19 protein-coding genes and 1 riboswitch are annotated in these 21,807 nt (G+C 71.4%); of the genes, 5 read left to right on the top strand and 14 right to left on the bottom strand.

Features of this window, described 5'->3' with window-relative positions; translation table 11 throughout:
* Window positions 1–216: 216 nt before the first annotated feature.
* Together groL and thrC are read right to left on the bottom strand one after the other, a co-directional pair.
* On the bottom strand, window positions 217–1,839 hold the full coding sequence (gene groL, locus AC08OX_RS03775) for a chaperonin GroEL (protein WP_011438752.1): 1,623 nt from the start codon (window positions 1,837–1,839) through the stop codon (window positions 217–219).
* Between the two features lie 333 nt (window positions 1,840–2,172).
* Window positions 2,173–3,450 carry a threonine synthase gene (gene thrC / locus AC08OX_RS03770; RefSeq protein ID WP_476606527.1) on the bottom strand — a complete coding sequence of 426 codons (1,278 nt, stop codon included), beginning with the start codon at window positions 3,448–3,450 and terminating at the stop codon, window positions 2,173–2,175.
* 8 nt (window positions 3,451–3,458) lie between these two features.
* Window positions 3,459–3,575: riboswitch (SAM riboswitch) on the bottom strand.
* A 207-nt stretch (window positions 3,576–3,782) separates the two neighbouring features.
* On the opposite strand from thrC, the gene AC08OX_RS03765 reads away from it, so the two are divergent.
* On the top strand, window positions 3,783–4,580 hold the full coding sequence (locus AC08OX_RS03765; protein WP_476606526.1) for an HAD family hydrolase: 798 nt from the start codon (window positions 3,783–3,785) through the stop codon (window positions 4,578–4,580).
* 67 nt (window positions 4,581–4,647) lie between these two features.
* On the opposite strand, the gene AC08OX_RS03760 is transcribed toward AC08OX_RS03765, so the two are convergent.
* On the bottom strand, window positions 4,648–6,171 hold the full coding sequence (locus AC08OX_RS03760; protein ID WP_476606525.1) for an alpha,alpha-trehalose-phosphate synthase (UDP-forming): 1,524 nt from the start codon (window positions 6,169–6,171) through the stop codon (window positions 4,648–4,650).
* 174 nt (window positions 6,172–6,345) lie between these two features.
* On the opposite strand from AC08OX_RS03760, the gene AC08OX_RS03755 reads away from it, so the two are divergent.
* Window positions 6,346–6,507 carry a hypothetical protein gene (locus tag AC08OX_RS03755; protein WP_023840657.1) on the top strand — a complete coding sequence of 54 codons (162 nt, stop codon included), beginning with the start codon at window positions 6,346–6,348 and terminating at the stop codon, window positions 6,505–6,507.
* Between the two features lie 54 nt (window positions 6,508–6,561).
* Here the strand turns inward: AC08OX_RS03755 and otsB are convergent, their stop codons facing one another.
* From otsB to AC08OX_RS03740, 3 genes are all read right to left on the bottom strand, one after another.
* On the bottom strand, window positions 6,562–7,410 hold the full coding sequence (gene otsB, locus AC08OX_RS03750) for a trehalose-phosphatase (RefSeq protein ID WP_476606524.1): 849 nt from the start codon (window positions 7,408–7,410) through the stop codon (window positions 6,562–6,564).
* A gap of 69 nt (window positions 7,411–7,479) precedes the next feature.
* Window positions 7,480–8,145 (bottom strand): LytR C-terminal domain-containing protein, encoded by a 666-nt coding sequence (locus AC08OX_RS03745; RefSeq protein WP_476606523.1) that lies wholly within the window; start codon window positions 8,143–8,145, stop codon window positions 7,480–7,482.
* Between the two features lie 8 nt (window positions 8,146–8,153).
* Window positions 8,154–8,477 carry a DUF3263 domain-containing protein gene (locus AC08OX_RS03740; RefSeq protein ID WP_084680675.1) on the bottom strand — a complete coding sequence of 108 codons (324 nt, stop codon included), beginning with the start codon at window positions 8,475–8,477 and terminating at the stop codon, window positions 8,154–8,156.
* 291 nt (window positions 8,478–8,768) lie between these two features.
* Between AC08OX_RS03740 and AC08OX_RS03735 the strand changes: the two genes are divergently transcribed.
* Window positions 8,769–9,146, top strand: coding sequence for an RNHCP domain-containing protein (locus AC08OX_RS03735; protein ID WP_476606522.1), 378 nt, complete (start codon window positions 8,769–8,771; stop codon window positions 9,144–9,146).
* A 33-nt stretch (window positions 9,147–9,179) separates the two neighbouring features.
* On the opposite strand, the gene AC08OX_RS03730 is transcribed toward AC08OX_RS03735, so the two are convergent.
* Window positions 9,180–10,436 (bottom strand): Glu/Leu/Phe/Val family dehydrogenase, encoded by a 1,257-nt coding sequence (locus AC08OX_RS03730; protein WP_476606521.1) that lies wholly within the window; start codon window positions 10,434–10,436, stop codon window positions 9,180–9,182.
* Between the two features lie 143 nt (window positions 10,437–10,579).
* On the opposite strand from AC08OX_RS03730, the gene AC08OX_RS03725 reads away from it, so the two are divergent.
* The gene (locus tag AC08OX_RS03725; protein WP_476606520.1) at window positions 10,580–12,091 is read left to right on the top strand and encodes a glycosyltransferase 87 family protein; all 1,512 of its coding nucleotides are present in this window, start codon (window positions 10,580–10,582) and stop codon (window positions 12,089–12,091) included.
* On the opposite strand, the gene mptB is transcribed toward AC08OX_RS03725, so the two are convergent.
* A complete protein-coding gene (gene mptB, locus AC08OX_RS03720) occupies window positions 12,039–13,727 on the bottom strand; it encodes a polyprenol phosphomannose-dependent alpha 1,6 mannosyltransferase MptB (protein WP_476606519.1) in 1,689 nt (562 codons plus the stop codon). The genes AC08OX_RS03725 and mptB overlap by 53 nt on opposite strands.
* 266 nt (window positions 13,728–13,993) lie before the next feature.
* Here mptB and AC08OX_RS03715 point away from each other — a divergent pair, with 266 nt between their 5' ends.
* Window positions 13,994–15,643: a hypothetical protein gene (locus tag AC08OX_RS03715; RefSeq protein WP_476606518.1), complete on the top strand. Its 1,650-nt coding sequence runs from the start codon at window positions 13,994–13,996 to the stop codon at window positions 15,641–15,643.
* 86 nt (window positions 15,644–15,729) lie between these two features.
* Here AC08OX_RS03715 and AC08OX_RS03710 read toward each other — a convergent pair whose 3' ends face one another.
* From AC08OX_RS03710 to AC08OX_RS03685, 6 genes are all read right to left on the bottom strand, one after another.
* Window positions 15,730–16,770 carry a PP2C family protein-serine/threonine phosphatase gene (locus AC08OX_RS03710; protein WP_476606517.1) on the bottom strand — a complete coding sequence of 347 codons (1,041 nt, stop codon included), beginning with the start codon at window positions 16,768–16,770 and terminating at the stop codon, window positions 15,730–15,732.
* Between the two features lies 1 nt (window position 16,771).
* A complete protein-coding gene (locus AC08OX_RS03705; protein ID WP_476606516.1) occupies window positions 16,772–17,089 on the bottom strand; it encodes a hypothetical protein in 318 nt (105 codons plus the stop codon).
* A gap of 270 nt (window positions 17,090–17,359) precedes the next feature.
* Window positions 17,360–18,544, bottom strand: a complete 1,185-nt coding sequence (locus AC08OX_RS03700) for a hypothetical protein (protein ID WP_476606515.1) — start codon at window positions 18,542–18,544, stop codon at window positions 17,360–17,362.
* A 5-nt stretch (window positions 18,545–18,549) separates the two neighbouring features.
* Entirely contained in the window at window positions 18,550–19,491 is a 942-nt protein-coding gene (locus tag AC08OX_RS03695; protein ID WP_476606514.1) for a hypothetical protein, read from the bottom strand.
* On the bottom strand, window positions 19,425–21,017 hold the full coding sequence (locus AC08OX_RS03690) for a hypothetical protein (protein WP_476606513.1): 1,593 nt from the start codon (window positions 21,015–21,017) through the stop codon (window positions 19,425–19,427). The genes AC08OX_RS03695 and AC08OX_RS03690 overlap by 67 nt, the downstream gene beginning before the upstream one ends.
* 579 nt (window positions 21,018–21,596) lie before the next feature.
* The coding region (locus AC08OX_RS03685) for a hypothetical protein (RefSeq protein WP_476606512.1) at window positions 21,597–21,807 on the bottom strand (211 nt) is incomplete at its 5' end.

The raw sequence follows: 21,807 nt of genomic DNA, 5'->3' as shown, positions 1-21,807 counted from the left end.
GCACCGCGCCGAAGACCCCGACCGGCTACCCCAGGAAGGCTCGCCTTCGGCGAGCTTCCTGGGGTAGCCGGTCGGGGTCTTCGGCGCGGTGCGGGGACCCCTGGCATAGGGGCCTTCGGCCGTGATGCACGGGCGAACGCACGAGGGCGGCCCCGGGGGAACCGGAGCCGCCCTCGTCCAGATGGTGGTGCAGGGTACAGCGGGTGACGAGCTGGACTAGAAGTCCATGTCGCCGCCGCCGCCCGGGACTGCCGGGGCCGGGTTCTTCTCCGGCTTGTCGGCGATGACGGCCTCGGTGGTGAGGAACAGGCCGGCGATCGACGCGGCGTTCTGCAGGGCGGAGCGGGTGACCTTGGCCGGGTCGATGATGCCGGTGCCGATCAGGTCGACGTACTCGCCGGTGGCCGCGTTCAGGCCGTGGCCGGTCGGCAGGTTGCGGACCTTCTCGACCACGACGCCGCCCTCGAGACCGCTGTTGAAGGCGATCTGCTTGATGGGCGCCTCGAGCGCGAGCCGGACGATGTTGGCGCCGGTCGCCTCGTCGCCGGACAGGTCCAGCTTCTCGAAGGCGGTGATCGACGCCTGGAGCAGCGCGACGCCGCCACCGGCGACGATGCCCTCCTCGACGGCGGCCTTCGCGTTGGACACCGCGTCCTCGATGCGGTGCTTCTTCTCCTTGAGCTCGACCTCGGTGGCCGCGCCGACCTTGATGACGGCGACGCCGCCAGCCAGCTTCGCGAGCCGCTCCTGGAGCTTCTCGCGGTCGTAGTCCGAGTCCGACTTCTCGATCTCGTTGCGGATCTGGCTGACCCGACCGGCGATCTGGTCGGGGTCGCCGGCACCCTCGACGACGGTCGTCTCGTCCTTGGTGACAACGATCTTCCGGGCACGGCCGAGCAGGTCGAGCGAGGTGCTCTCGAGCTTGAGGCCGACGTCCTCGGAGATGACCTGACCACCGGTCAGGATGGCGATGTCGCCCAGGATCGCCTTGCGGCGGTCACCGAAGCCGGGGGCCTTCACCGCGGCGCTCTTGAAGGTGCCGCGGATCTTGTTGACGACCAGGGTGGCCAGCGCCTCGCCCTCGACATCTTCGGCGATGATCGCCAGCGGCTTACCGGTCTGCATGACCTTCTCCAGCAGCGGGAGCAGGTCCTTGACCGCGGAGATCTTGCTGTTGACGATCAGGATGTACGGGTCGTCCAGGACGGCTTCCTGACGGTCCGCGTCCGTGACGAAGTACGGCGAGATGTAGCCCTTGTCGAAGCGCATACCCTCGGTGAGCTCGAGCTCGAGGCCGAAGGTGTTGCTCTCCTCGACGGTGACGACGCCTTCCTTGCCGACCTTGTCGAGCGCCTCGGCGATGAGGCCGCCGATGGCCGAGTCACCCGCGGAGATGGACGCCGTGGAGGCGATCTGCTCCTTGGTCTCGACCTCCTTGGCCTGCTTGGACAGCTCCTCGGAGACGCGCTCGACCGCGACCTCGATGCCCTTCTTCAGCCCGAGGGGGTTGGCGCCGGCAGCCACGTTGCGCAGACCCTCGCGCACCAGGGCCTGGGCCAGGATGGTGGCGGTGGTGGTGCCGTCACCCGCGACGTCGTTGGTCTTCTTCGCGACTTCCTTGACGAGTTCCGCGCCGATCTTCTCGTACGGGTCCTCGAGCTCGATCTCCTTGGCGATGCTTACACCGTCGTTGGTGATCGTGGGGACGCCCCACTTCTTCTCCAGCACGACGTTGCGGCCCTTCGGCCCGAGCGTGACCTTGACCGCATCGGCCAGCTGGTTCATGCCGCGCTCCAGGCCGCGCCGAGCCTCCTCGTCGAAGGCAATGATCTTCGGCATGGTTTCTGGGTCCTCCCAGTGGGATGGCAGGTTCGATGGCCTGGCCCTAACGACGCCCGCGACGGACGGCTCCCGCCTGCTCCGGACCCGGGTGATGCACCTCGGACACAGCGCGGATCGGGCAGCCTCGCCGTTTCAGCCTTGGCACTCCCTAGGCGAGAGTGCCAGGTCTTGTTTAGCACTCGGCCTGGGTGAGTGCAAGCTGGCCATGGTTCCGCGTGCCCGACTCCGATCCCCCTGCGGCACCCCGCCGTCGTCCGCGGCCCTTCCGTTGGTCCGGCGTGGTCCACGAAGTTCGTCGAATGTGCTGTGCTGTGCCGTGCCGGGCCCGAGTCAGTCGTCGCCGAGGCCGGCGGCCTCGAAGGCGCGCAGCGACGGCTTGATCGTCGCGGTCGGTCCGCCCGTCTCGACGAGGGGGTCGAGCGTCTTCAGCCCATCGCCGGTGTTGTAAAAGACGGTTCCGGCGGCCGGGTCGAGCAGCCCCTCGCGCAGCAGCCTGCGCAGGGTGGCCACGGTGACGCCACCGGCCGTCTCGCCGAAGACGCCCTCGGCGCGGGCGAGCAGCCGGATCCCGTCGATGATCTCCTCGTCGGTCACGTCCGTGATAGCCCCGCCGGTCCGCCGAGCCACGTCGAGGGCGTAAGGGCCGTCGGCCGGGTTGCCGATCGACAGCGACTTGGCGATTGTGGCGGGCCGGACCGGGGCGACCGTCCCGACGCCGCGGGCGAACGCGGCGGCCACCGGGTTGCAGCCGGCAGCCTGCGCACCGAACACCCTGTACGGCGTCGGCTCGACCAGGCCGAGCCGGCCGAGCTCACCGAAGGCCTTGTCGATCTTTGTTAGCAGTGAACCGGAGGCGATCGGCACGACGACCTGCTCGGGCAGCCGCCAGCCGAGCTGCTCGGCGACCTCGTAGCCGAGCGTCTTGGATCCCTCGGCGTAGAAGGGGCGGACGTTGACGTTGACGAACGCCCACTCGTACTCTCCGGCCAGCTCGCTGCACAACCGGTTCACGTCGTCGTAGTTGCCCTGGATGGCGACCAGCGTCCCGCCGTACACCCCGGTGGAGACCGTCTTGCCAGCCTCGAGGTCGTGCGGTACGAGCACCACCGAGCGCAGCCCGGCACCGGCCGCGTGCGCCGCCACCGACTGCGCGAGGTTGCCCGTCGAGGCGCAGGCGACCGTGGTGAAGCCCAGCTCACGGGCGGCGGTGAGCGCCACGGAGACGACCCGGTCCTTGAAGGAGTGGGTGGGGTTGGCGCTGTCGTCCTTGATATAGAGCGTCTTCATCCCCAGCTCCGCGGCGAGCCTCGGGGCCGGGCGCAGCGGCGTCCAGCCGGCCCCGAGGGAGACCCGCCGCGCCGGGTCATGCCCGGCGGGCAGCAGCCCGACGTAACGCCACAGGTTCGCCGGACCACGTTCGATGGACTCTCGGGTCACTCGAGCCAGCAGGTCCGGGTCGTAGGCGATTTCCAGAGGAGCGAAGCATTCCACGCACACATGCGTAGGGGACAGCGGGTAGGTGGCGCCGCAGTGCCGACAGGACAGCGAGACCGCGGGGTTCGCGACCTCGAGGGTGGGACTGGTGGCACGCTCGGGCGCGAGTGTCATGAAGAAGCTCCTCATCTTTCCCGGGGCAGTCTGCCACCAGGCCGGAATTAGCACCTGCCGCGCACGGGATGCGGGTGGTTGCCGGGGCTTCGCTGGGCCGTTCCCTCTGCCCCTCTGGATGAGCCAGATGAAGTTGTCTGTCCGTACTGTAGACCGTGCGCGGGTGGTCGTGCACCGGTGTTGCCTCTGGTTGTGGACATGATATGGGTCGGTCGGAGGTTTCTCGGTGTGGTCCCACCGGTGCGGGCGGGGCCTGCCCGCACCTACCGGCCGCGCATGCCCCCATGCCCGGAGATCGGCCCGATCATGCCAGAGCCAGGGAGTCTGTAACAGTGAGTATCCGCGTCGTCTATACCGATCTTGACGGCACGATGGTCGGTCCCAAGGGTTGTTTCTTCCGGGCGGAGGGGGGAGCGATCACGCTGGAGCCGGCTCGCGCGCTCGCCGAGCTGCACGACGCCGGCATTGCGCTGGTTCTGGTCAGCGGGCGTACCCGTCCGCAGCTTCTCGAGGCCGCGGCAATCTTCGGTGCGGACGGGTTCATCGGGGAGCTCGGCGCGATCGTCGGCTGGAACGAGGGGCGCGACAGCGAGATCCTGCGCGGCGCGATGCCGCCCGACTTCGACCAGGTACCGGAGTACCTGCTCGACCGGATGGTCGAGCGCTACCCCGGGCGGCTGGAGCTGCACACCCCCTGGCACTCCGGCCGGGAGGTCGACGTCATGCTTCGCGGGAAGATCGACGTGTCGGAGGTCGACGGCTGGCTCGCCGAGACCGGATTCCCCTGGTTGAGCATGCGTGACAACGGGCTGATCTCGCCGGTCCACATGCCTGATCTTGGGGTGAATCCGCACGTCTACCATCTGGTCCCGGACGGTGTGGGTAAGGGGGACGCGGTCGCCTACGACCTCAAGCGGCGCGGGGTGTCACCGGCCGAGGCGATCGCCATCGGCGATTCCGCCAGCGACCTGGCCATGGCTCCCCATGTCGGGCGGATGCACCTGGTCGCGAACGCGGTGCGGCACCCGGACATCGCCGCCCTGCTGACGCGGTACGACAACGTCACGGTCGAGGCGGGCCCGGTCGGCGCCGGCTGGGCCAGCGCGGTGCGAGCGGCCGCCGCCGTCTGAACGCCGCCGTCTGAACGCGGTCCGCGCGTCGACGTTCGGCCCCGGCAGGGCAGGGCAGACCGGACGGTCACCGGTCGGCGGCGAGGGCGTGCAGTTGGTCGGCGAACCAGAGCTGGGGCGGTAGCCGCCCGGCGACGGCGGCCAGCTCCTCGGCGCGCCGACGCCGTTCGGGGGCGGGCATCGTCAGGGCGGCGTGCAGGGCCCGCGCGGTCGCCTGGATGTCGAACGGGTTGACGACCAGCGCCGCCGTGCCCATCTCCGCGCAGGCTCCGGCCTCCCGGGAGAGCACGAGGACGGCATCCCTGGTCGAGACGATCGGCCCCTCCTTGGCGACGAGGTTCATGCCGTCCCGGATCGGGTTGACGACGAGCACCTCCGCGAGCGAGAGGGCCGCGATCGACCGAGGGTAGTCGTCGGTGATCTCCAGCCGCAGCGGCAGCCAGGTGTCCGTGGCAAACTCGTCCTCGATCTCCGCGGCCAGGCGCTGCACCGCGGCGGTGTACTCCCGGTACTCCGGCAGATCGTGCCGTGACGGGTAGGCGCAGACCAGGTGCATCACCTTGCCGCGCCATTCCGGACGGGTGCGCAGCAGCTCCCGGTAGGCGTCGAGACCGCGGACGATGTTCTTGGACAGCTCGGTGCGGTCGACCCGGACGATGAGCCGCCGCCCGCCGGCCAAGTCGACCAGCTCGGCGGCCCGGGCGGCTACGTCGGTGGCGGCGGCCCGGCCACGCAGCTCGTCCGCGCTGACGCCGAGCGGATGCACCCCGATCCGCACCGTTCGGTGCCGCCCGGCTCCCCGTCCCGACCCGGCCGTCCCGATGGTCACCGCCCGCCGGTCGATCCGCAGTCCGAGAAGGTCGCGGCAGCATTCCTGGAACGCGTCGGCCCAGGCGTCGGTGAGGAACCCGAGCCGGTCGGCGCCGAGCATGCCGCGCAGGATCTGTTCGCTGACCTCGTCCGGGAGTATCCGGAAGTACTCCGGCGGTGCCCAGGGAGTGTGGCTGAAGTGGGCGATCCGCAGGTCCGCCCGCAGCGCCCGCAGCCGGGCGGCGACCAGGGTCAGGTGGTAGTCCTGGATCAGCACCGAGGCGCCCGGGGCGGCCTCGTGCGCGAGGGCCTGGGCGAACATCTCGTTGTAGGTCTCGTACGCCTGCCAGTCGCGGCGGAACGCCGGGCCGAAGACCGGCTGCGACGCCGGCGCGTAGAGCAGGTGGTGGATGAACCAGAGCGTGCGGTTCGCGACCGCGTTGTAAGCGCGGTCGAAAACGACCTGGTCGACGTCGAGCATCCGGACGGCGGTGCCGTCGGTGTCGTGGCCGGCAAGATCGAGGCGGCCGGCAGGCGCGGAACGCGCCGCCCGGCGATCGGCGTCACTGAGGGCGGCACACACCCACGCCATCGGACCGTCACCGTTGTCGGCCGCCACCCGGCTGAGGCCACTGACGAGGCCGCCGGCGCCCCGCCGGATCCGCAGCCTCCCGTCGTCCCCGACGGCGAACGCCACCGGCCCCCGGTTGGAGGCGACCAGCACCCGCGCGGTGCCGGTCGGCCACAGCCGCGGCAGGGTGTCTTCCTCGGCTCCCGGCATCCGACGCACACTGCGGAGAGTAGGCCATCCGCTCAGCCCTGTACGCTGGTCCATCAAGATCGTATTTTTGGGCGGCGTGAGGCTCACGAATCGGCGACAGATATCTCACGGAAATGCCCCTGGCTCAGGTTTTCCATCCAGAGAAATCACGTACAGTAATGAATCATCGAGTTGGTGGCGCTGACGAACACGCACCGGCGGGTCGTCGGCATTGAGATGCTGGTCGGCCCGAACCGGCCGTACGGCGGTGGCGCCGAGCCCACCCTGACGGCGTGGATCCGCCTGCGGGAGGACGACCACCCGCCGGACACGAACCGGCTGATGCGGGTGGGATGAGCCCCGGGCGGGCTGAGTGCGCCCTGCGGGGATGAGCGAACAGGGCGCGGGCGGTCAGCCGCTGAGCCGCTCGACCAGCACCTCCAGCAGGGCGACCATCCCGGGGGGCCCGCCCACGACCAGGTCGGCGCGTTCGCGGATCACGTCCGGGACCTCCGGGCTGTCGCTGCACACGGTGATGCCGGGCAGCCCGCCCGCCCGTAGCTCGTCGACGGCCTCGAATGCCGGCAGATCGCCGTAGTCGTCCCCGGCGACCAGCACCGAGCGCGCCTGGCAGGCCGCGATGAGCCTGCGCAGCGCACCGCCCTTGTCGTGCCCGGGCGGACGCAGCTCCAGTACTCGCTTGCCCGGTGCCGCCTCCAGCCCATGGTCTTCGGCGAGGGCCGTCAACGCCGGCGTGAGCGCGGCGAGCGCCGAGTCCGGATCGGCGGTGCGCCGCACGTGTACCACCAGCGCCTGGTGCTTGTCCTCGACGGCGGTGCCGACCGGGGCGTCGCGGAGCAGTTCGGGCAGCGCCGCGCGGACCGCGGCGACACCGGGCAGCGGCTCGGGACTGCTGATCGCGCGGCTGCCCGAGTCCCAGCGTTGCAGTCCGTACTGGCCAAGGATGATCAGGTTTCCGAAGTCAGGGATCTTCTCCAGCCCGGTCAGTTCCAGCAGAGAGTCCACCGGCCGTCCGGTGATGACGGCGAGGGTGCCGATCTCATGGGAGATCCGGCGCAGCGCATCCATCGCCCCCGGCGCCGGGACGGCGTCCGACGGCCGCGGGACGATCGGCGCGAGGGTGCCGTCGTAGTCGAGGGCGATCAGGGCGCGTTCGGGCGCGGTGAGCAGGGCTGCGAGTCCAGCGCCCCCGGCGGGTGTGCGGGGGGCGGGTGGGCTGTTCGGCGCGGATTCGGTCACTGGGCCTTCCTCGGTCACGGGTCGAGGTGGTCGGGCGCCGGTGAGGAGCGCGGCGCGGCGGTCAAGTGATCATTTTTCCGGATGGGCGGGGAAGTCGCGGGTGATCACCAGGATCAGCGTGTCGGTGGAGACGATTCTGGTCTTCGACCGGGGCACGATGCTCTCGATGCCCGGCATCGCCTCCTTCAGGGCGCGGGCGGCGTCGGCGTCGGCGTCGTCGTAGAAGACCGTCGTCACCGGGACGTTGTAGATCGACTGGTAGTTGCCCACCCGCTCGACCCGGAACCCGGCCGACTCGACCTGCTTGGCGGCCACCTCGGCGAGTCCGGCGATCCGCGAGTTGTTCAGGACGACCACCGGGGCTGTGGCCTTTGGTCCCGGCGGGGCCGGCGGCTTCGTCGCGGTGGACGCGGACGGCGCCGGCGTCGGTTTCGGGGACGCCGACGCCGTCTTCGTGGCCCCCGGGCCGGGGGCCGGGGCCGCCGCGCGGTGCGGCGGCGGGGCCGGAGTGGTCCGGCCGCCGCCGGCTTGGTCCGTGCCCGGCCGCGCCGAGCGCGTCGGGGCCGCGACCTGGGTGGTGGAGCCGTCCGTGTTGGACGAGCCGTTCAGCAGATTGACCACCAGGATGCCCGCGAGTACGGCGAGAACCGCGACGACGCCCGCGCCGAGGGTGTGAAGCCGGTCCGGGCGCCACCGGTGGGGACGCCGCTGCGGTGCGTTCGTGGCATGTGTCATGCGTGGTCTTACCTCTCGGCCCGGTCATGTCGGCCGGATCGGGCCGCCCGGCGTTGCTCCCGCAGCCGGCGCAGCCGGCGGACCAGCATCGGATCGGCTATCAGCGCGGCTTCCGAATCGATCAGCCGGTTCAACAGCTGGTAGTAGCGCGTTGATGACAGTCCGAACTCGACCCGGATCGCCTCCTCCTTGGCTCCCGGGTGACGCCACCAACCCTGCTCGAAGCGCAACATGCGACGATCGCGATCGGACAGTTCGTTCGGCGGGACGTCCGCCCGCGCCGGTTTCTCGGGCGGCAGTCTCTCGGGCGGCAGAGGATGTGCTGCCTCCACAGCGGGACCTCCTCGGGACGCATCCGGGACGATGGGCGCGATGGTGCGCCGACGTACCACGCCCGGTATGGTGCGCCGCCCACTATTTCACCCCGTGGGTCCGACATCCTCGGCGTCTCCGGCGACACACGTCCCGCCCACGGCCCGGCCGCCCGGCGCGGATACGATGAGATGTTGGCGGGAGGCCCCCACCCGGTTCCGGCCAGCTCCGAGCGCCCCGATTGGCTACCGTTGGCGCTGATTGGCTTCCGGGCAGGCGGGGCACGCCGTGTGGTGGCCTACCCTTGGCCGGTGAGCCGGCGCTTCACCCGCACCACCGAGGACTTCGTCTGCCTGGTCTGCGCGACGGCCGTGCGTGGTGACGGGTACACCAACCACTGCCCGTCCTGTCTGTCGTCGCGGCACGTTGACGTCAACCCCGGCGACCGGGCGGCGCGGTGCGGCGCTGTGATGCGGCCGGTCGCGGTGGAGAGCCGTACGCACGATCTGGTCATCACGCACGTCTGCGAGCGGTGCGGGCATCGGCGCCGCAACCGGTCCGCCCCGGCGGACGATCACGACACGCTGCTGGCGGTCGCCGCCGCGGCCGCGCAGGCGGCGACGGCCCCAGGGCTGCCGGCCCCAGGGGCACGACCGCCGCGCCGCCCGGGGCGCGCGCGGCGGTCATGACCGCCGGTCAGGGATGCCGGTCAGGGATGCCGGTCAGGGATACAGACCCCGGGTCCGGTGGGCGTCGGCCACCCGGCCGACCCCGATGACGTGCGCGGCGCTGCGCATGCTGATCTTCTGGGTCGTGGCCAGCAGGGAGACCTCGCGGTACGCGCGGTCCATCAGCGCCCGGAGCCGGTCGCTGACCTCGTCCTCGGACCAGAAATACGCCTGGATGTCCTGCACCCACTCGAAGTACGAGACCGCCACCCCGCCGCCGTTGGCGAGGATGTCCGGCACCACCAGGACGCCCCGGTCGTCCAGGACCTGGTCGGCCTCGGCGGTCACCGGGCCGTTGGCACCCTCGACGATGATCGGCGCGCGGACCCGGTCGACGTTCTCGACCGTGATGACGCCCTCCAACGCCGCGGGGACGAGCACGTCGACGTCGAGCTCCAGGAGCTCGTCGTTGGTGATCGTGTCGGTTCCCGGGTAGCCGACGACCGTCTCCGCGCCGCCGGCGAGATGGCGGATGAGGGCGGCCGGGTTGAGTCCCTGCGGGTTGTAGATCCCGCCCTTCACGTCCGAGACCGCGACCACAGTGCAACCGGCGTCGTGCAGATACTGGGCCGCGAGCGCCCCCACCTTGCCGAAGCCCTGGACCGTGATCGTCATCGCGTGCGGGTCGCGCCCGGTCTCGCGCAGCGCGGCGAACACCGAAAGCTGCACCCCCAGGCTGGTCGCCCCGGCCCGACCGGCGGAACCGCCGATGGACAGCGGCTTGCCGGTTACCACGCCGGTGATGGTGTACCCGGTGTGCGCCGAGTAGGTATCCATGATCCAGGCCATGGTCTGCTCGTCGGTGCCCACATCCGGTGCCGGGATGTCCTTCTCCGGTCCGATCAACGGGACGAGTTCGGCGGCGTAGCGCCGGGTCAGGCGTTCGCGTTCCGGCAGGGAGAGCATCGCCGGTTCCACCGCGATGCCGCCCTTGGCCCCGCCGTAGGGGATCCCCATCAGCGCGCACTTCCAGGTCATCCACATCGCCAGCGCCTTGACCTCGTCGAGGTCGGTGGTTGGGTGGAAGCGGATCCCTCCCTTGCCCGGGCCACGGGCGAGGTTGTGCTGGACGCGATAGCCGGTCAGCACGGTCAGCTGACCGTCGTCGCGCTGTAGCGGAACGCTGACGGTGATCGCCCGGCGGGGCGTGCGGAGCAGGTCGTGCATACCGTCGTCAAGGCCCAGATGACGAGCCGCGTTCGCCAGTTGAACGCAGGCCGTGTCCCATGCTGAGCCGGATCCGAGGATCACAGGCACCTCCGCGGCGCGTTTCGAGCCACCCTTCGCCGCCGAACGCGCCGCCCGGTCCGCCGGCCACGGCGCGCTCCGTTGCGCGCCGCGGTGGTGACTCGATATGGCGCAAACAATAGGTGACGGGAGATGCCGTCCGTCAGGTGTGCGCAGGGCGCGCCATCGCCCACCAGACACCTGCGGGTACGGTCGCGAGCGTGCGCGCGGACCCGTCGAGCCGCCTCCCGGTGCCGCGGCGCGCCGGGGGGCCGGCTTTGTCCGCACCCGGACGGCCGGCCGCGCTCGCTCGTCCCGGAGCCGGCACCCCCGACCGGTCAGCCCGGCGCCTCTGGGCATGGTGGCTGGTCAGCCGTGCCGTCCTCGTCACTCTGGTGGTGACCGACCAGGCGTTCGGCATGCAGCAGAGCGTGCTCGGCGATCTACACATCTATGCGGAGTGGGGCCGCGGGCTCAGTCGCGGCGAGGGGATGCCCACCGGTGACGACCGTTGGCAGTATCCGCCGGGCGCGGCAGTTGTGTTCGTGTTGCCCGACGTAACTCACGCCTATCTGGGATTGCCCTATCGAGCGGTGTTCATCGGGATGATGGTGGCCGTCGACGCCGTCCTGACCGCCGCGCTGGTGCGTCGCTCGGTCCCGGCGGCGGGGTTCTGGGTGGCCGGTCTCACCGCGTTGGGACCGGTGGCGCTGGCCCGTTTCGATCTGCTGCCGGCCGCGGCGGCGGTCGCGGCCGTGCTCGCGCTCGCCGCGGGCCGGTTCGGCCGGGCGGGATTTCATCTCGCCGCGGGTGCGCTGCTCAAGATCTGGCCGGTCCTGCTGCTGATCGCCCTGTCCCGTCCGTCGCTTCGGTCCCCGGGTCGGTCGGCGTCCACCGATCCGCCCCCCGGTCCGCCTCCCGGCCGGCCCACCGGTGGATTCCCGGCGCCCTCGCCGGACTGGTTGCGTCTTGCCGCCGGCGTCCTGTGCGCCGTCGGGGGGCTCGCGGCGCTGTTCGCGGTCACCGGGTGGTGGCGGGACGCGTTCGGGTTTCTCGGCGCGCAGCAGGCCCGCGGACTACAGGTGGAGGCGGTGGCCGCGACGCCGTTCGTCGTCGCCCACATGCTCGGCCATGGAACGGCACCCGGCTATTCCTACGGTTCGCTCCAGTTCGACACCCCGCTGGCCCGCGGCGTGGCCACTGCATGCTCGTTGACCGAGATCGTAGTGATCGCCATTTCGGCCCTGTGGTGGTGGGGATGGGCGCGTCCGCCCGCGGCGGCGGACGGCGCGGGCCGGGCCGGTGTGCTCGTGGGGCGCACGCTCGCGCTGCTGCTTGTCGTGGTCGTGACCGCCCGCGTGCTCAGCCCGCAGTACCTTGTGTGGATCATGGCGCTCGTCGCGGTCTGGATCGCGATGGCCCGGCCCGCCGGCTCCGGTGGCCTGACCGTCCCGGCTGGCGGGCCGGCTGCCCCCGTCCCGGCCGGTGGACCGTCGTGGTGGTGGGTGGCGCTGCTGCTGATCTGCGTTGTGCTCTCCCAGGTCGTCTATCCGTGGCGGTACAACGACGTCGTCCAGGGACGGATCATGGTGAGCCTGGTCCTGGTGGTCCGCAACGTCGGACTGGTCACCGTCTGCGGGTGGGCGTGGCGTGCCGCCGCCGGATCGCGACCAGCGTGATGACCGTTCCCGCGGCCGCAAGGCCGGCGCAGCCGATGACGGCCAGGGACGTCTCGACGCGCCCGAGCAGCCGCCAGGTCGCGGCGAGCGGCGCGAGGGTCGTCAGGCACAGCCAGGCCGACGTGACGACCACCAGGGCGATGGTCCACCCCCCGAACCCCCCGACGATCCGCTCGACGGCCGCCCCGAGACGCCTCATGCGGCGTGGTTGCATCCCCGGCGTCCTGGGACGGGCCGTTCCAGGGTGGGGCGCCGGCGGGGCTGACCGGGCGAGGGCCACGACGACCGCGAGTGCCGGCAGGCACAGCGCGAGGTACCAGGGGTAGAGCACCGGGCTGCCGAGCGCCACCGCCAGCCCGCCATAGCCGAGCACGATCAGGTCGTGCCGACGGCCGGTGTACCCGTCCCGGTCCCGCCAGGCGCGCAGGGCGAGCCAGGCCACCACCAGCGCCGCGCCGGCCAGGCACAGGGCCCGAGTCGCCCGCTGCGTTTCGGCGCCGGACGGATGGCGGCCGACCGGACCAAGCATGCCGTCGACCCCGTCGACCGCCGCGGCGAGAATCGAGGCCGGTGCGGCCCCCGTGGTCAGGGTGCCCGACGTGGACAACGCGTGGATCCAGGTCGGGCCGAAGCCGCCAGCCACCATGCTTAGCCCCGCGGCGAGCGCGACCGCGGCGGCATCGGCCGCGAGCAGCACGGCGCCGGCGCGGATCGGACGCCGCGCCGACCGGGCGGCCCGCAGATGCGCCAGCACCAGCCAGGCGACGCCGAGGAGCGCGGTCGCCTTGACGCTTCCGGCCACGCTGACCAGCGCCGTTGCGGCGGCGCCGAGCGCGGCCTGCCGAGCCGTCGGCGTGCTCCTTCCCTCCGGGCCGGACGCCGGTGCCGAGACGAGCCGTCGGCGGTCCACCACCAGCGCCGCCACGAGCAGCGCCGCGGCCATTGCGTCGAGGTGGGCTCCGCCGATCAGGTGCACGACGACGACCGGATTGGCCGCGACGAGCAGCATGACCAGGGCCCGTCGGCCCGGCTCCGGTCCGGCGAGCCGTAGCGTCAGGACGACCATCGCGATCGTTGCGAGGATCGCGACTATCTTGAGCAGCGCGACCGTCCCGGCCGGCCCGCCGCCGAGGGCCGCGGCGCTCTTCTCCACGGCGACCGCGGCACCGCCATAGGGCGCATGGGTGTTCCACCACCGGGGGTCAACGGCCCGGACGAACGCCGAGCCCGAGCCCTCGGCGGTCAGCAGGGCGGAGACGCCGTGTGTCGCCGGATCCAGGCCGAGCCTCGCCAGCTCACCCTGAGCGGCGTAGGCGTAGATGTCCCGGCTGAACAGTGGCGGGCCCACCGCGAACGGGAGGCTCCAGACGATCCACGCCGCGAGGGCGGCCCGCGGGGAGGTGCGGCCGGCGATCGTCGCGCGCACAAGTCCGCCCCAGCACAGACACAGAGTGATGATGCCCAGGGCCGCCAGGCCGGCCAGGACGCCCCTTGCGGTATCCGACGAGGCCGCCGATGGGAGAATGCCCCACCAGGAGGAAGGGTCGGTCGTGTGCGGATCGCGCGAACCGAGCCGACCCTCGTTCATCATGGCCACGACCGCGGCGCCGCCACCGGCGAGGACCAGCAGGGTCACCCTGGTCGGGGCCAGGATGCCGGCCGGTCGGGACCGGCCGCTGCCCGGTCCGGACGGGACGGGCGCGGCCTGACGCCGCCCGCGGGGCAAGCTGTCGGGTGATGTCCGGTCGGAGACGGCGGATGGACTGTCGTCGGTGTGTGGGGGGGTCGCGGGTGACAACGCTCGCGACCCCGGGTTCCCCGCCTGACGCCATCTCGGGGGGGCGGACGGCGTCGACCGCCCCAGCGACGGGTGGGCCCGGGCACCCCGGGTCGGAGCCTCGCGTGGCCACACTGCCCCAGACCCCTTCCATCGCCCTCGAGCCGCCGCGGCACCGCGGACCGCTCGTGCGGGGTGTTCTCGCTGTCGTCGTGGCGGTTTGCCGCTGGCCCTGGATTCTGACCGCCGCGCTCTGCCTGCTGTGCGTCGGTCTTGGCATCACCGGTCCGGACACCCCCGCCCAGGAGTACCGGGTCTGGCTGTTCCGGCACGGCGGAGTGGTGCTCTGGGATGATCAGTGGTACGGCGGTCACACCATCCCCGGCTACAGTGTGCTGTTCCCCCCGCTCGGTGCGCTTGTCGGGGTACAGCCGCTCGGCGCGATCTCCTGCGTCGCCTCGACGATGATCGTGACCCGGTTGCTCCGCGGTCCTGGCCTGCGGACCGGGCATGATCTGGTCCTCGTCTGGTTCGCGGTCTCGACGGTGGCGAACCTCGTCGTGGGCCGCATGCCGTTCGCGCTCGGGATGACCTTCGGTGCTCTGGCGCTGGTCGGCGCGCGGGAACGGCACACGAAGCTGACCTGGATCGGCGCGGTCCTGTCGTCGCTGGCGTCTCCGTTGGCCGGCGGCTTCGTGCTGCTCGTCGGCCTCGCGTTGCTGCCGACGATCGGATGGCGCCGGGCGCTCCCGTTCGCCGGCGCCGGATCCGGCATCATCGTCGCGCTCGCGTTTCCCGAGGACGGGTACCAGCCCTTTCCCGCGCTCACCTTCCTGTCGCTGCTGACCCTCATCGCGGTCGGCCTGCTCGTCGTGCCCGGGCACGCCCGGCTCATCCGGCTCATCCGGCACGGCCTGTTGCTCTGGGCGGCCGCGGCAGTGGTCTTCTTTTTCGTGCCCACCCAGATCGGCGGAAACATCACCCGACCGGCGACGCTGCTCGCCGGCCCTACCGCGGCGTTGTTGCTCGCCGAACGCCGCCGCGTCCTCGCGGTCGTGGCGATCCCGCTGATCGGCTGGCAGATCGGGCCGGTGCACGGGGCGCTGCTTGTCCACGGCGATCCGTCCGGGTCGAAGGCCTATTACACCGAGCTCCTCGACTACCTCGACCGCGGCGCACCGGTGTCGGCCGGGCGGGTGGAGATCCCCTTCACCCGGGCCCACTGGGAGGCGCGCTTCGTCGCCCCGTCCGTACCCATGGCCCGCGGCTGGCTGCGCCAGCTCGACAGCAAGTACAACGCGCTGTTCTACGACGGCACCCTGAACGCCGAGACCTACCACGAGTGGCTGCTCGCCCGCGGCATCCGCTACGTCGCCCTCCCCAACGTCGAGCTGGATCCCTCCGCGGTCGCCGAGGCCAGGCTGCTGCGAGCCGGTCTGCCTTATCTCGATCTCGCCTGGCAGAACGCGCACTGGAAGGTGTGGCTCGTCACCGACTCCCCGGGCCTGGTGCAGGGACCGGCCTCGCTCACCGAACTGGGGGTGAGTTCGGTCGCGGTCGACTTCCACGCGCCCGGGGTCGCCACGGTGCTCGTGCACTACACCCCCTACTGGCAGCTGTCGGGGGGCACGGCGTGCGTCTTCCGGGCGGCCGGGGGCTGGACGGGCATTCTCACCGAGTCGTCCGGACCGGTGCGCCTGTCCGCCCGGCTGTCCGTCGACGGCCTGACCCGCGCCAGCGCCCTGGACTGCCCGGTCGGTCAGCGCGTCTCCTGACCTCTCGGGGCGGCTGTCGGCGGGTCTCAGCCCGTCTATCTAGGACGTCCGGACACCGGGCCGGACGACCGGATGTCCGGACGAACTCACCGGGCGGCGGGTTCGGACACCAGATCCGCGACGACGATGGTGGTGTCGTCCCGGGCACCGGCCAGCAGGGCCGCTTCGACGAGCGCGTCCGCGGCCCGCTCGGGCGGCTCGGGCCCCAGCGCGCTCAGCAGGCCGTCGAGCTGTTCCAGGCTCATCACCTTGGTGATGCCGTCGCTGGCGAGAACGACCCGGTCACCGGCGCGGACCGGCTCGCTGAAGATGTCCGCCTCGATCTCGTCAGCGAGCCCGACGGCGTTGAGCAACGGACCGTTACGGATCGCGTGCGGCGTGGTCAGTGCCCGCGGCCGTCCCTTGCCGGGCTGCAACCACACCGAGCTGTCACCCACGTGTGCGACGGTGAGGTACTCGCCGGTGCTCTGCTGGCGCCCGAGGATGACGACGTCCAGCGTGCAGGCCATGCCGAGCCAGGCCGGCTCCTCTCGAGCCCGGGTCCGGACCACCCAGTTCGCCCGTTCCACGGCCTTGCGCAGGCCCGCGAGCGGATCCTCGGCGTACTGCGGGCGGAAACCCGCCACCGTGGTGACCGTCAGCGTGGACGCGATCTGGCCGGCAGCCTCGCCACCGACCCCGTCCGACACCGCCAGCAGCCCGTCGACGACGACGAACGCGTCCTCGTTGGGACCGCCGCGTTTGCCCCGGCGGGTGCGCCCCGCGGCGGCGAGTCGCAGCGCGGCGGCCGTCGTCTGCTCCGGCTCGATCGCCATGAGATCGCCTGTCTGCCTCCTCGGGGGAGCGGGCGGAGCCACGGGGACGGTCGTCGCCGTGGGGGAGCTCTCCCACGGCGTGTCCTCAACCGTTCGGGTTGACTCGGCGCCGCGCGGAGCCGGCGCGTGTTCCCCGGGTGGCGGGAGGGGATAGTCGCCGGTCGCCGGGTCGTAGTAGCGGGTGGCATCCGCCCGTTCGTCACCGAAGGCACCGGGCCCGAGGTGCGGCTGACCGGCGGGCGGTGGCGTCCAGCCGGTGGAGTCGGGATCGCGGTCGCCTTCACCGCCGCCGACGGAAACCTGCGAGGTCACATCACCCTCCCCATGCCGCGCCTGCGTCCGGGACGCCGCTCGCGCTGTCCGCTGACCTGTCCGCCGTGTTGCCCGTCGCACCGGTTGCCGAGGAGACCGGCGCCGGCTCGGCGAAGCCGGGCACGATCCCGTCGGGCGGGGTGGCGTCAGAGCTGTCACGGATCGGCACCGTACCGTATCGGTGGCGCTGATGGTCGAGGCCACGAGAGCGTCGCTGGTTCTCCTCGGGCCGGGCGGGCCGGTTGTTGAGGATGACGAAGACCAGCCCACCCACCAGCAGCATCACAATGAGCATGATCGTTACCAGCGGGCTACCCATGGCCTCCGTCCTCGCCGTAGCAATTACGATCACGCTGTAGGACGTGTCGCCAGCCGTCTTCCTTCATACCTAAGGGCATCAACTCAGAAGAGACCGGGTATGTGTCGCGACACTGACACAAGTGCTGAGCATTGTTCCAGACTTGGGCGCGGCCGAGTAGGGCCGACCCCCGGGCGGCCCCGCCGAGAGGCGGGCGCCACGAAGGATGCCTCCGATGAACGGTGACGGCTCGTATCGGGGGGCGCGAGACGGTGATTGTTCGCCGCCGCATCAACGCATCACGGTGAGGAAGATCATCAGGGTCAGGCACAACGTCACGGCGGTCACGGCGACTCTGGTGGTCATGGCGGTCGTGGCGAGCCACGGGAGCAGGCGGCGGCGCCTGAGCGGTGCGGGTCGGCTGATCGCGGCGATCACCTGGCTCTCGACGAAGCCGGGCAGCTCGCTCGCGGCCCGCAGCCGCGGGTCGTCGGGGAGGTAGAGCGCCACCAGCCGGCGCACGACGCGTTCCAGGTCGGCGGGGAAGGGGCGATCTGCCTCCGATCCCCGCACTGTTCGGCGGAAGTACCTCTCCGCCGCTCTGGCCAACTCCGGACCCGTCAACGGCCCCTCCTCCGGATGGGCGGTTTCCTGGCCCGGGGCACCGTCCCGGCGGATGACCTCGTGCAGATCCCAGGCATCGTCCCAGTTCGGAACATGTCGGACCAACAGCCCGAAGACGCGGGCCGCGTTCGGCTGGCCAAGCTGGCAGGCTCGGAGGAAGGCGATCGCCGGATCGGGACCATCCGGCCAGGTCGGCGGAATGCGGGCGGTGAGCTCCGCACCCAGGACACGTAGATCGTTCTCGAATGCTCCTGGCGCTCCTGGCGCTCCTGGCGGACCGGGTTCGTGGGACGCGCCGGGCAGGTAGAGGCCGGCGATGCGCCGCACGGTCTGCATCAGTGGCCCGTCGCCTCGTCCCGACGCGGCCTCGACCGCGACCAACCGCTCGAAATACGGGCGCGCACCGGCTCCGAGTACCTCCGCCTCATGTGCCCGCGACGCGGGCCGGCCGGGTGGCCCGACCGGGGAGGCCCCCGCGTAGGCGATGTCATCGCGGATGTCCTCGGCGGTATGCCATCCCGGGGCGTAGAGAACGAGCAGCCGGAACGCATCGGCTCCCCGGGCATGGGTTTCGCGCAGCAGACGCACGACTTTCGCCGCGGCCGACTCCGGGGGCCACCGTGACCCGCCACCCGTCGGCGCGGCGCCTGTCACCACCTCGTCTGCCAGGGCTCTGGCGAATTCGAAACCCTCGGGCAGGCCGAACAGGTCGAAGAGGGCCCGCAGCGTCTGATGGATCAGATCGATGCGGCGCCCGGCCCAGACGGCGGGGTCTACCGCGGCCGCCGGGATCGCGAGCGCGGCGAGCCCCGCGACCAGCCGGGTCAACATCTCTACGACTTCGCGCTGCATCGTCGTCACCGCGCGGTGCACCGCGTCGATGTAGGCGGCGCGGTCGTGGTCGCTCTGGTAGGCGTCCGGGGCCAGCCGTCGGGTGATGGCCTGAGTGACGTCGCTCGCGGCGCGGGCCAGGACATCGGTACGGCGGCCGGGGGGCGTGGAGAGACCGTTCCGAGAGGAGACCGGGCGGGCTCGCCGCGCTGCGGCAGGGTGCAGTGCAGCAGGCCACGTAGCGCGGCGAGCTCGCGGAGTTCGGTGGGTGACTTGAGCGGATCGACGAGAGGGTCGTACGCCGCGTCGTTGAGGGAGATGCCCAGCGGGACGCCCAACGCGGCGAGCAGCCGGTCGATCGGGTGCAGACGATCGTCCCAGTACGACCACTCCTGCCGATACGCCTCCGCGACGTGTCGGATGACGGCGTTCCCCGCGTCCCGTTCCAGCCGTTCCAGGTGCCGCCGTTCCTCTGAGCCCGGATCGGTTGGCTGCGCGGTGGCCGATTCCGGTGTGGCGGGCGGCGGCGTGGCAGGTCGGGGGACGCGGCGCACGGTGACGGCGAGTCGGGCGGGTCGGGAAGCACCGGTAGGCGACGCCGACAGGTGGTCCGGTCGGGCGGCGCGCAGCGCCTCGACGGTCTCCGTGGCCAGCCGGATCGCGTTGTCGCGCGCGGAGGTCATCCGGTATCCCGAGAAGATCGACTCTAGGGCGACCGCGAGCAGCGGAACTGCCTGGCGCAGTGGCTCGTCCCGGTGCGGTGGCTCGTCCCGGTGCGGTGGCTCGTCGTGAACCTGTGCGGGCGAAGGAAGCCGCAACGCGGCGAGTTCGTCCGCGAGGGCGGAGATTGTTCCTTCGACCTGGCGCTGCTCCTCGGCGACCGCGTTGGAGATCTTGTCGATCATCCGGCCGGGCGGCTCCTCCTCCCGCAGCCGGCCCAGAATGACGCCGACAATCTCCTCGCGCAACCGTTCCCGGGGTCCGTTGCCCGGGCCGCTGGCACGAGCCCGCCGCCCGGGCCGGCGACGGGGCCGGCCAGCAGCCCCGCGACCCGGCGCAACTGACCGCGCAGTCGCTCCACGCTCGCCAGGTCCGCCGGCAGACCGACCGGTTCGATGAGGGCGGTGAAAAGACGGCGCACGGGGTCCGCGGCCGTGCCCTGTTCGGCGGAGCTCGACCAGTTCGAAGCCCGCAGGCGTTCGTACCGTTCGCGGAGGTGTTCGCGGACGGCGAGCGCTCCGGCGCCTGTCGTCGCTGCCGGTGCCGGATCGCCCGGCGCGGTCGGGGCCGTCGCGTGTCCCAGGCCGACGGCATCGGTCGTGGTCGAGAGGGGTGCCGGATCCGGGGGACCCGACGTACCCGAACCACTCGCGGTATCCGGGGAGCCCGCGCGCGGAGCACCCGCGGTATCCGCGATGGTGGCCAGGTCGCCGCCGGGCGGCGGCGCGGTGGTCCTCTCGACCCCGTTCCCCATCACCCGCCGGCACCAGGCTTCCGGCCGGCTCGGATCGAACATCTCGTCACCGACCAGGGCCAGCAGGTCGCCGATTCCCCGCATCCCACCGCGGCCGTGGAGGTCCACGAGCAGCCGGGCGGCGGCGGTCATGATCGGTGGAGCGTCCGGCCCGACCCGCGGATCCACGTGGATCGCGGCGGGCTCCCCATTACCGGCACACTCTGGTTCGAACGGGACGAACAGGAACCGCGGGCCTGGCTCGTCGGTGTGCCGCGCGCCCGAGGGGGCGGCGCCTGAAGGGACGGTGGTCGCATGCGTGGAGAAGGTCAGCCGGTAGGGCAGAACGCCTTCGAGGATCTCCACCAGGGCCCACATCAGCATGAGCGCCTCATCCGAACCAGTGTTGGCCACCACGAAGGGACGCTCGGCCCGCGACCATGCCAGTACCGTCGCGATGAGCGTGACGAGCCGATCGCGCCGCACCCCCGCGCGCGCTGACTGGCGCAGGGTCCGCTCGCCCGTCCGCCGGCGTGCGGTGAGGTCGCGCAGGTGCAGGGGAGCCAGCCGCGGGATGGTGCGGGAGTTCCCCACCACGACCCCACCCGCCGCGTACAACGCGAGCCCCACCCGTTCGGTCAGATAGTCCGCCCGGCCGATCAGGATGTGGGCACGCAGCCGGGCCCGGCCGTCGCCGCCGTGTTCCGGGATCCGGATCCGGTGCACGAGCGCTGCTTCCGGGATGCGGTGCGGATCCATCGCCGTGAGATGATCCGGCGCCTCGGGATGATCCGGAGATCGGATGAGGTAGGCGAGCGCCGACGGTGGGTGGGGGACCCGGCTCTCGTCGAGCTCGACCTCGCCGGCGAGAAGCCCGCTCCAGGACCTGGTCACCGTGGAGCCCAGGGAGCTCGCCGTCGGGAGGTAACCCTCGCCGCCCGTCCTGCTTCGGCGCGGCCAGGCATAGATCATCTGGTCGAGCCGCGTTGCCTCCGCCGCCCGGCCGGACCGCGCCATCGACGTCCCCAGGTGATCGATCACGGTAGACACCCGTTCCGCCGGACCCGGCGGCGTCGCTGAACGTGCCAGCCGCGACAAGCGCCGAGGACGACGGATCCGGCGGCGACGCCTTCCCGGGTGTCCTCAAATCCGCTCGCACCCGCCGGTGATACTTTCTTCCAGGGGCCGTAATACCGGGCCGCGTAATGTTGGTCCCGCCCGAAAATCCTGGTCATAGCGGGTGGGCCTGAGGACAGGAGCCCCCTGGCCGCTCGCTGCTTCTCAGCCAATGGTCGCCCCCCAGACGGCGGTCCCTCAGCCGGGCATTGATCGTGCTATCCCGGTGAATTGTGGCGTGCTGGCGGAAAAATATTCCTGGCGCCTGGTGGATGTCCAGAGGAGTCCTGAAAAATCGGCCTTGCGATCGCTGCCGGCCCGTCGGTTGCGATCCTTCCATGGGGTGTGCCGTCGCTCCCGCCCGAGGAAGGATCGGCAACCGGGCCCAGGGTCGTACCCCCGACGAAGTTCTGTAGTGCCCGCTGCCGCGCCGCCGGTGGACTTCCGCGGTCGTCTTTTCGTCGCATGGTGGGTCGCCGTTGTATCCATGATGTTGACGTGATGTTATTCGGCTCGTTCGTCGTCCCGGATGTGCCCGCCACCGCGCGGGCGCGGTTTGTTCGCGGAATTGGCGGGATCCATCGAGCTGATCGGTGCAGCGGCGGTGGTTCCGGCGCCAATGATCCGACGGATCTCACAGCGAGTGACGCTATCCTGGGGGCGGATCTGACGTTGAATACCGTCACACGATGCGATCGGTGAACGGTCTTCGGTG

This window comes from Frankia sp. CoBUL1 (assembly GCF_978021245.1).
The sequence above is the reverse complement of the archived record's forward strand: the minus strand, read 5'-3'. Positions and strand labels throughout refer to the sequence as shown.

What these genes read in the sequence shown, in the direction of transcription:
- groL (WP_011438752.1), bottom strand. Translation starts at nt 1,839, where the DNA reads ATGCCGAAGATCATTGCCTTCGACGAGGAGGCTCGGCGCGGCCTGGAG.
- thrC (WP_476606527.1), bottom strand. Translation starts at nt 3,450, where the DNA reads ATGACACTCGCGCCCGAGCGTGCCACCAGTCCCACCCTCGAGGTCGCG.
- AC08OX_RS03760 (WP_476606525.1), bottom strand. Translation starts at nt 6,171, where the DNA reads ATGCCGGGAGCCGAGGAAGACACCCTGCCGCGGCTGTGGCCGACCGGC.
- AC08OX_RS03745 (WP_476606523.1), bottom strand. Translation starts at nt 8,145, where the DNA reads ATGACACATGCCACGAACGCACCGCAGCGGCGTCCCCACCGGTGGCGC.
- AC08OX_RS03705 (WP_476606516.1), bottom strand. Translation starts at nt 17,089, where the DNA reads ATGGGTAGCCCGCTGGTAACGATCATGCTCATTGTGATGCTGCTGGTG.
- AC08OX_RS03700 (WP_476606515.1), bottom strand. Translation starts at nt 18,544, where the DNA reads ATGCAGCGCGAAGTCGTAGAGATGTTGACCCGGCTGGTCGCGGGGCTC.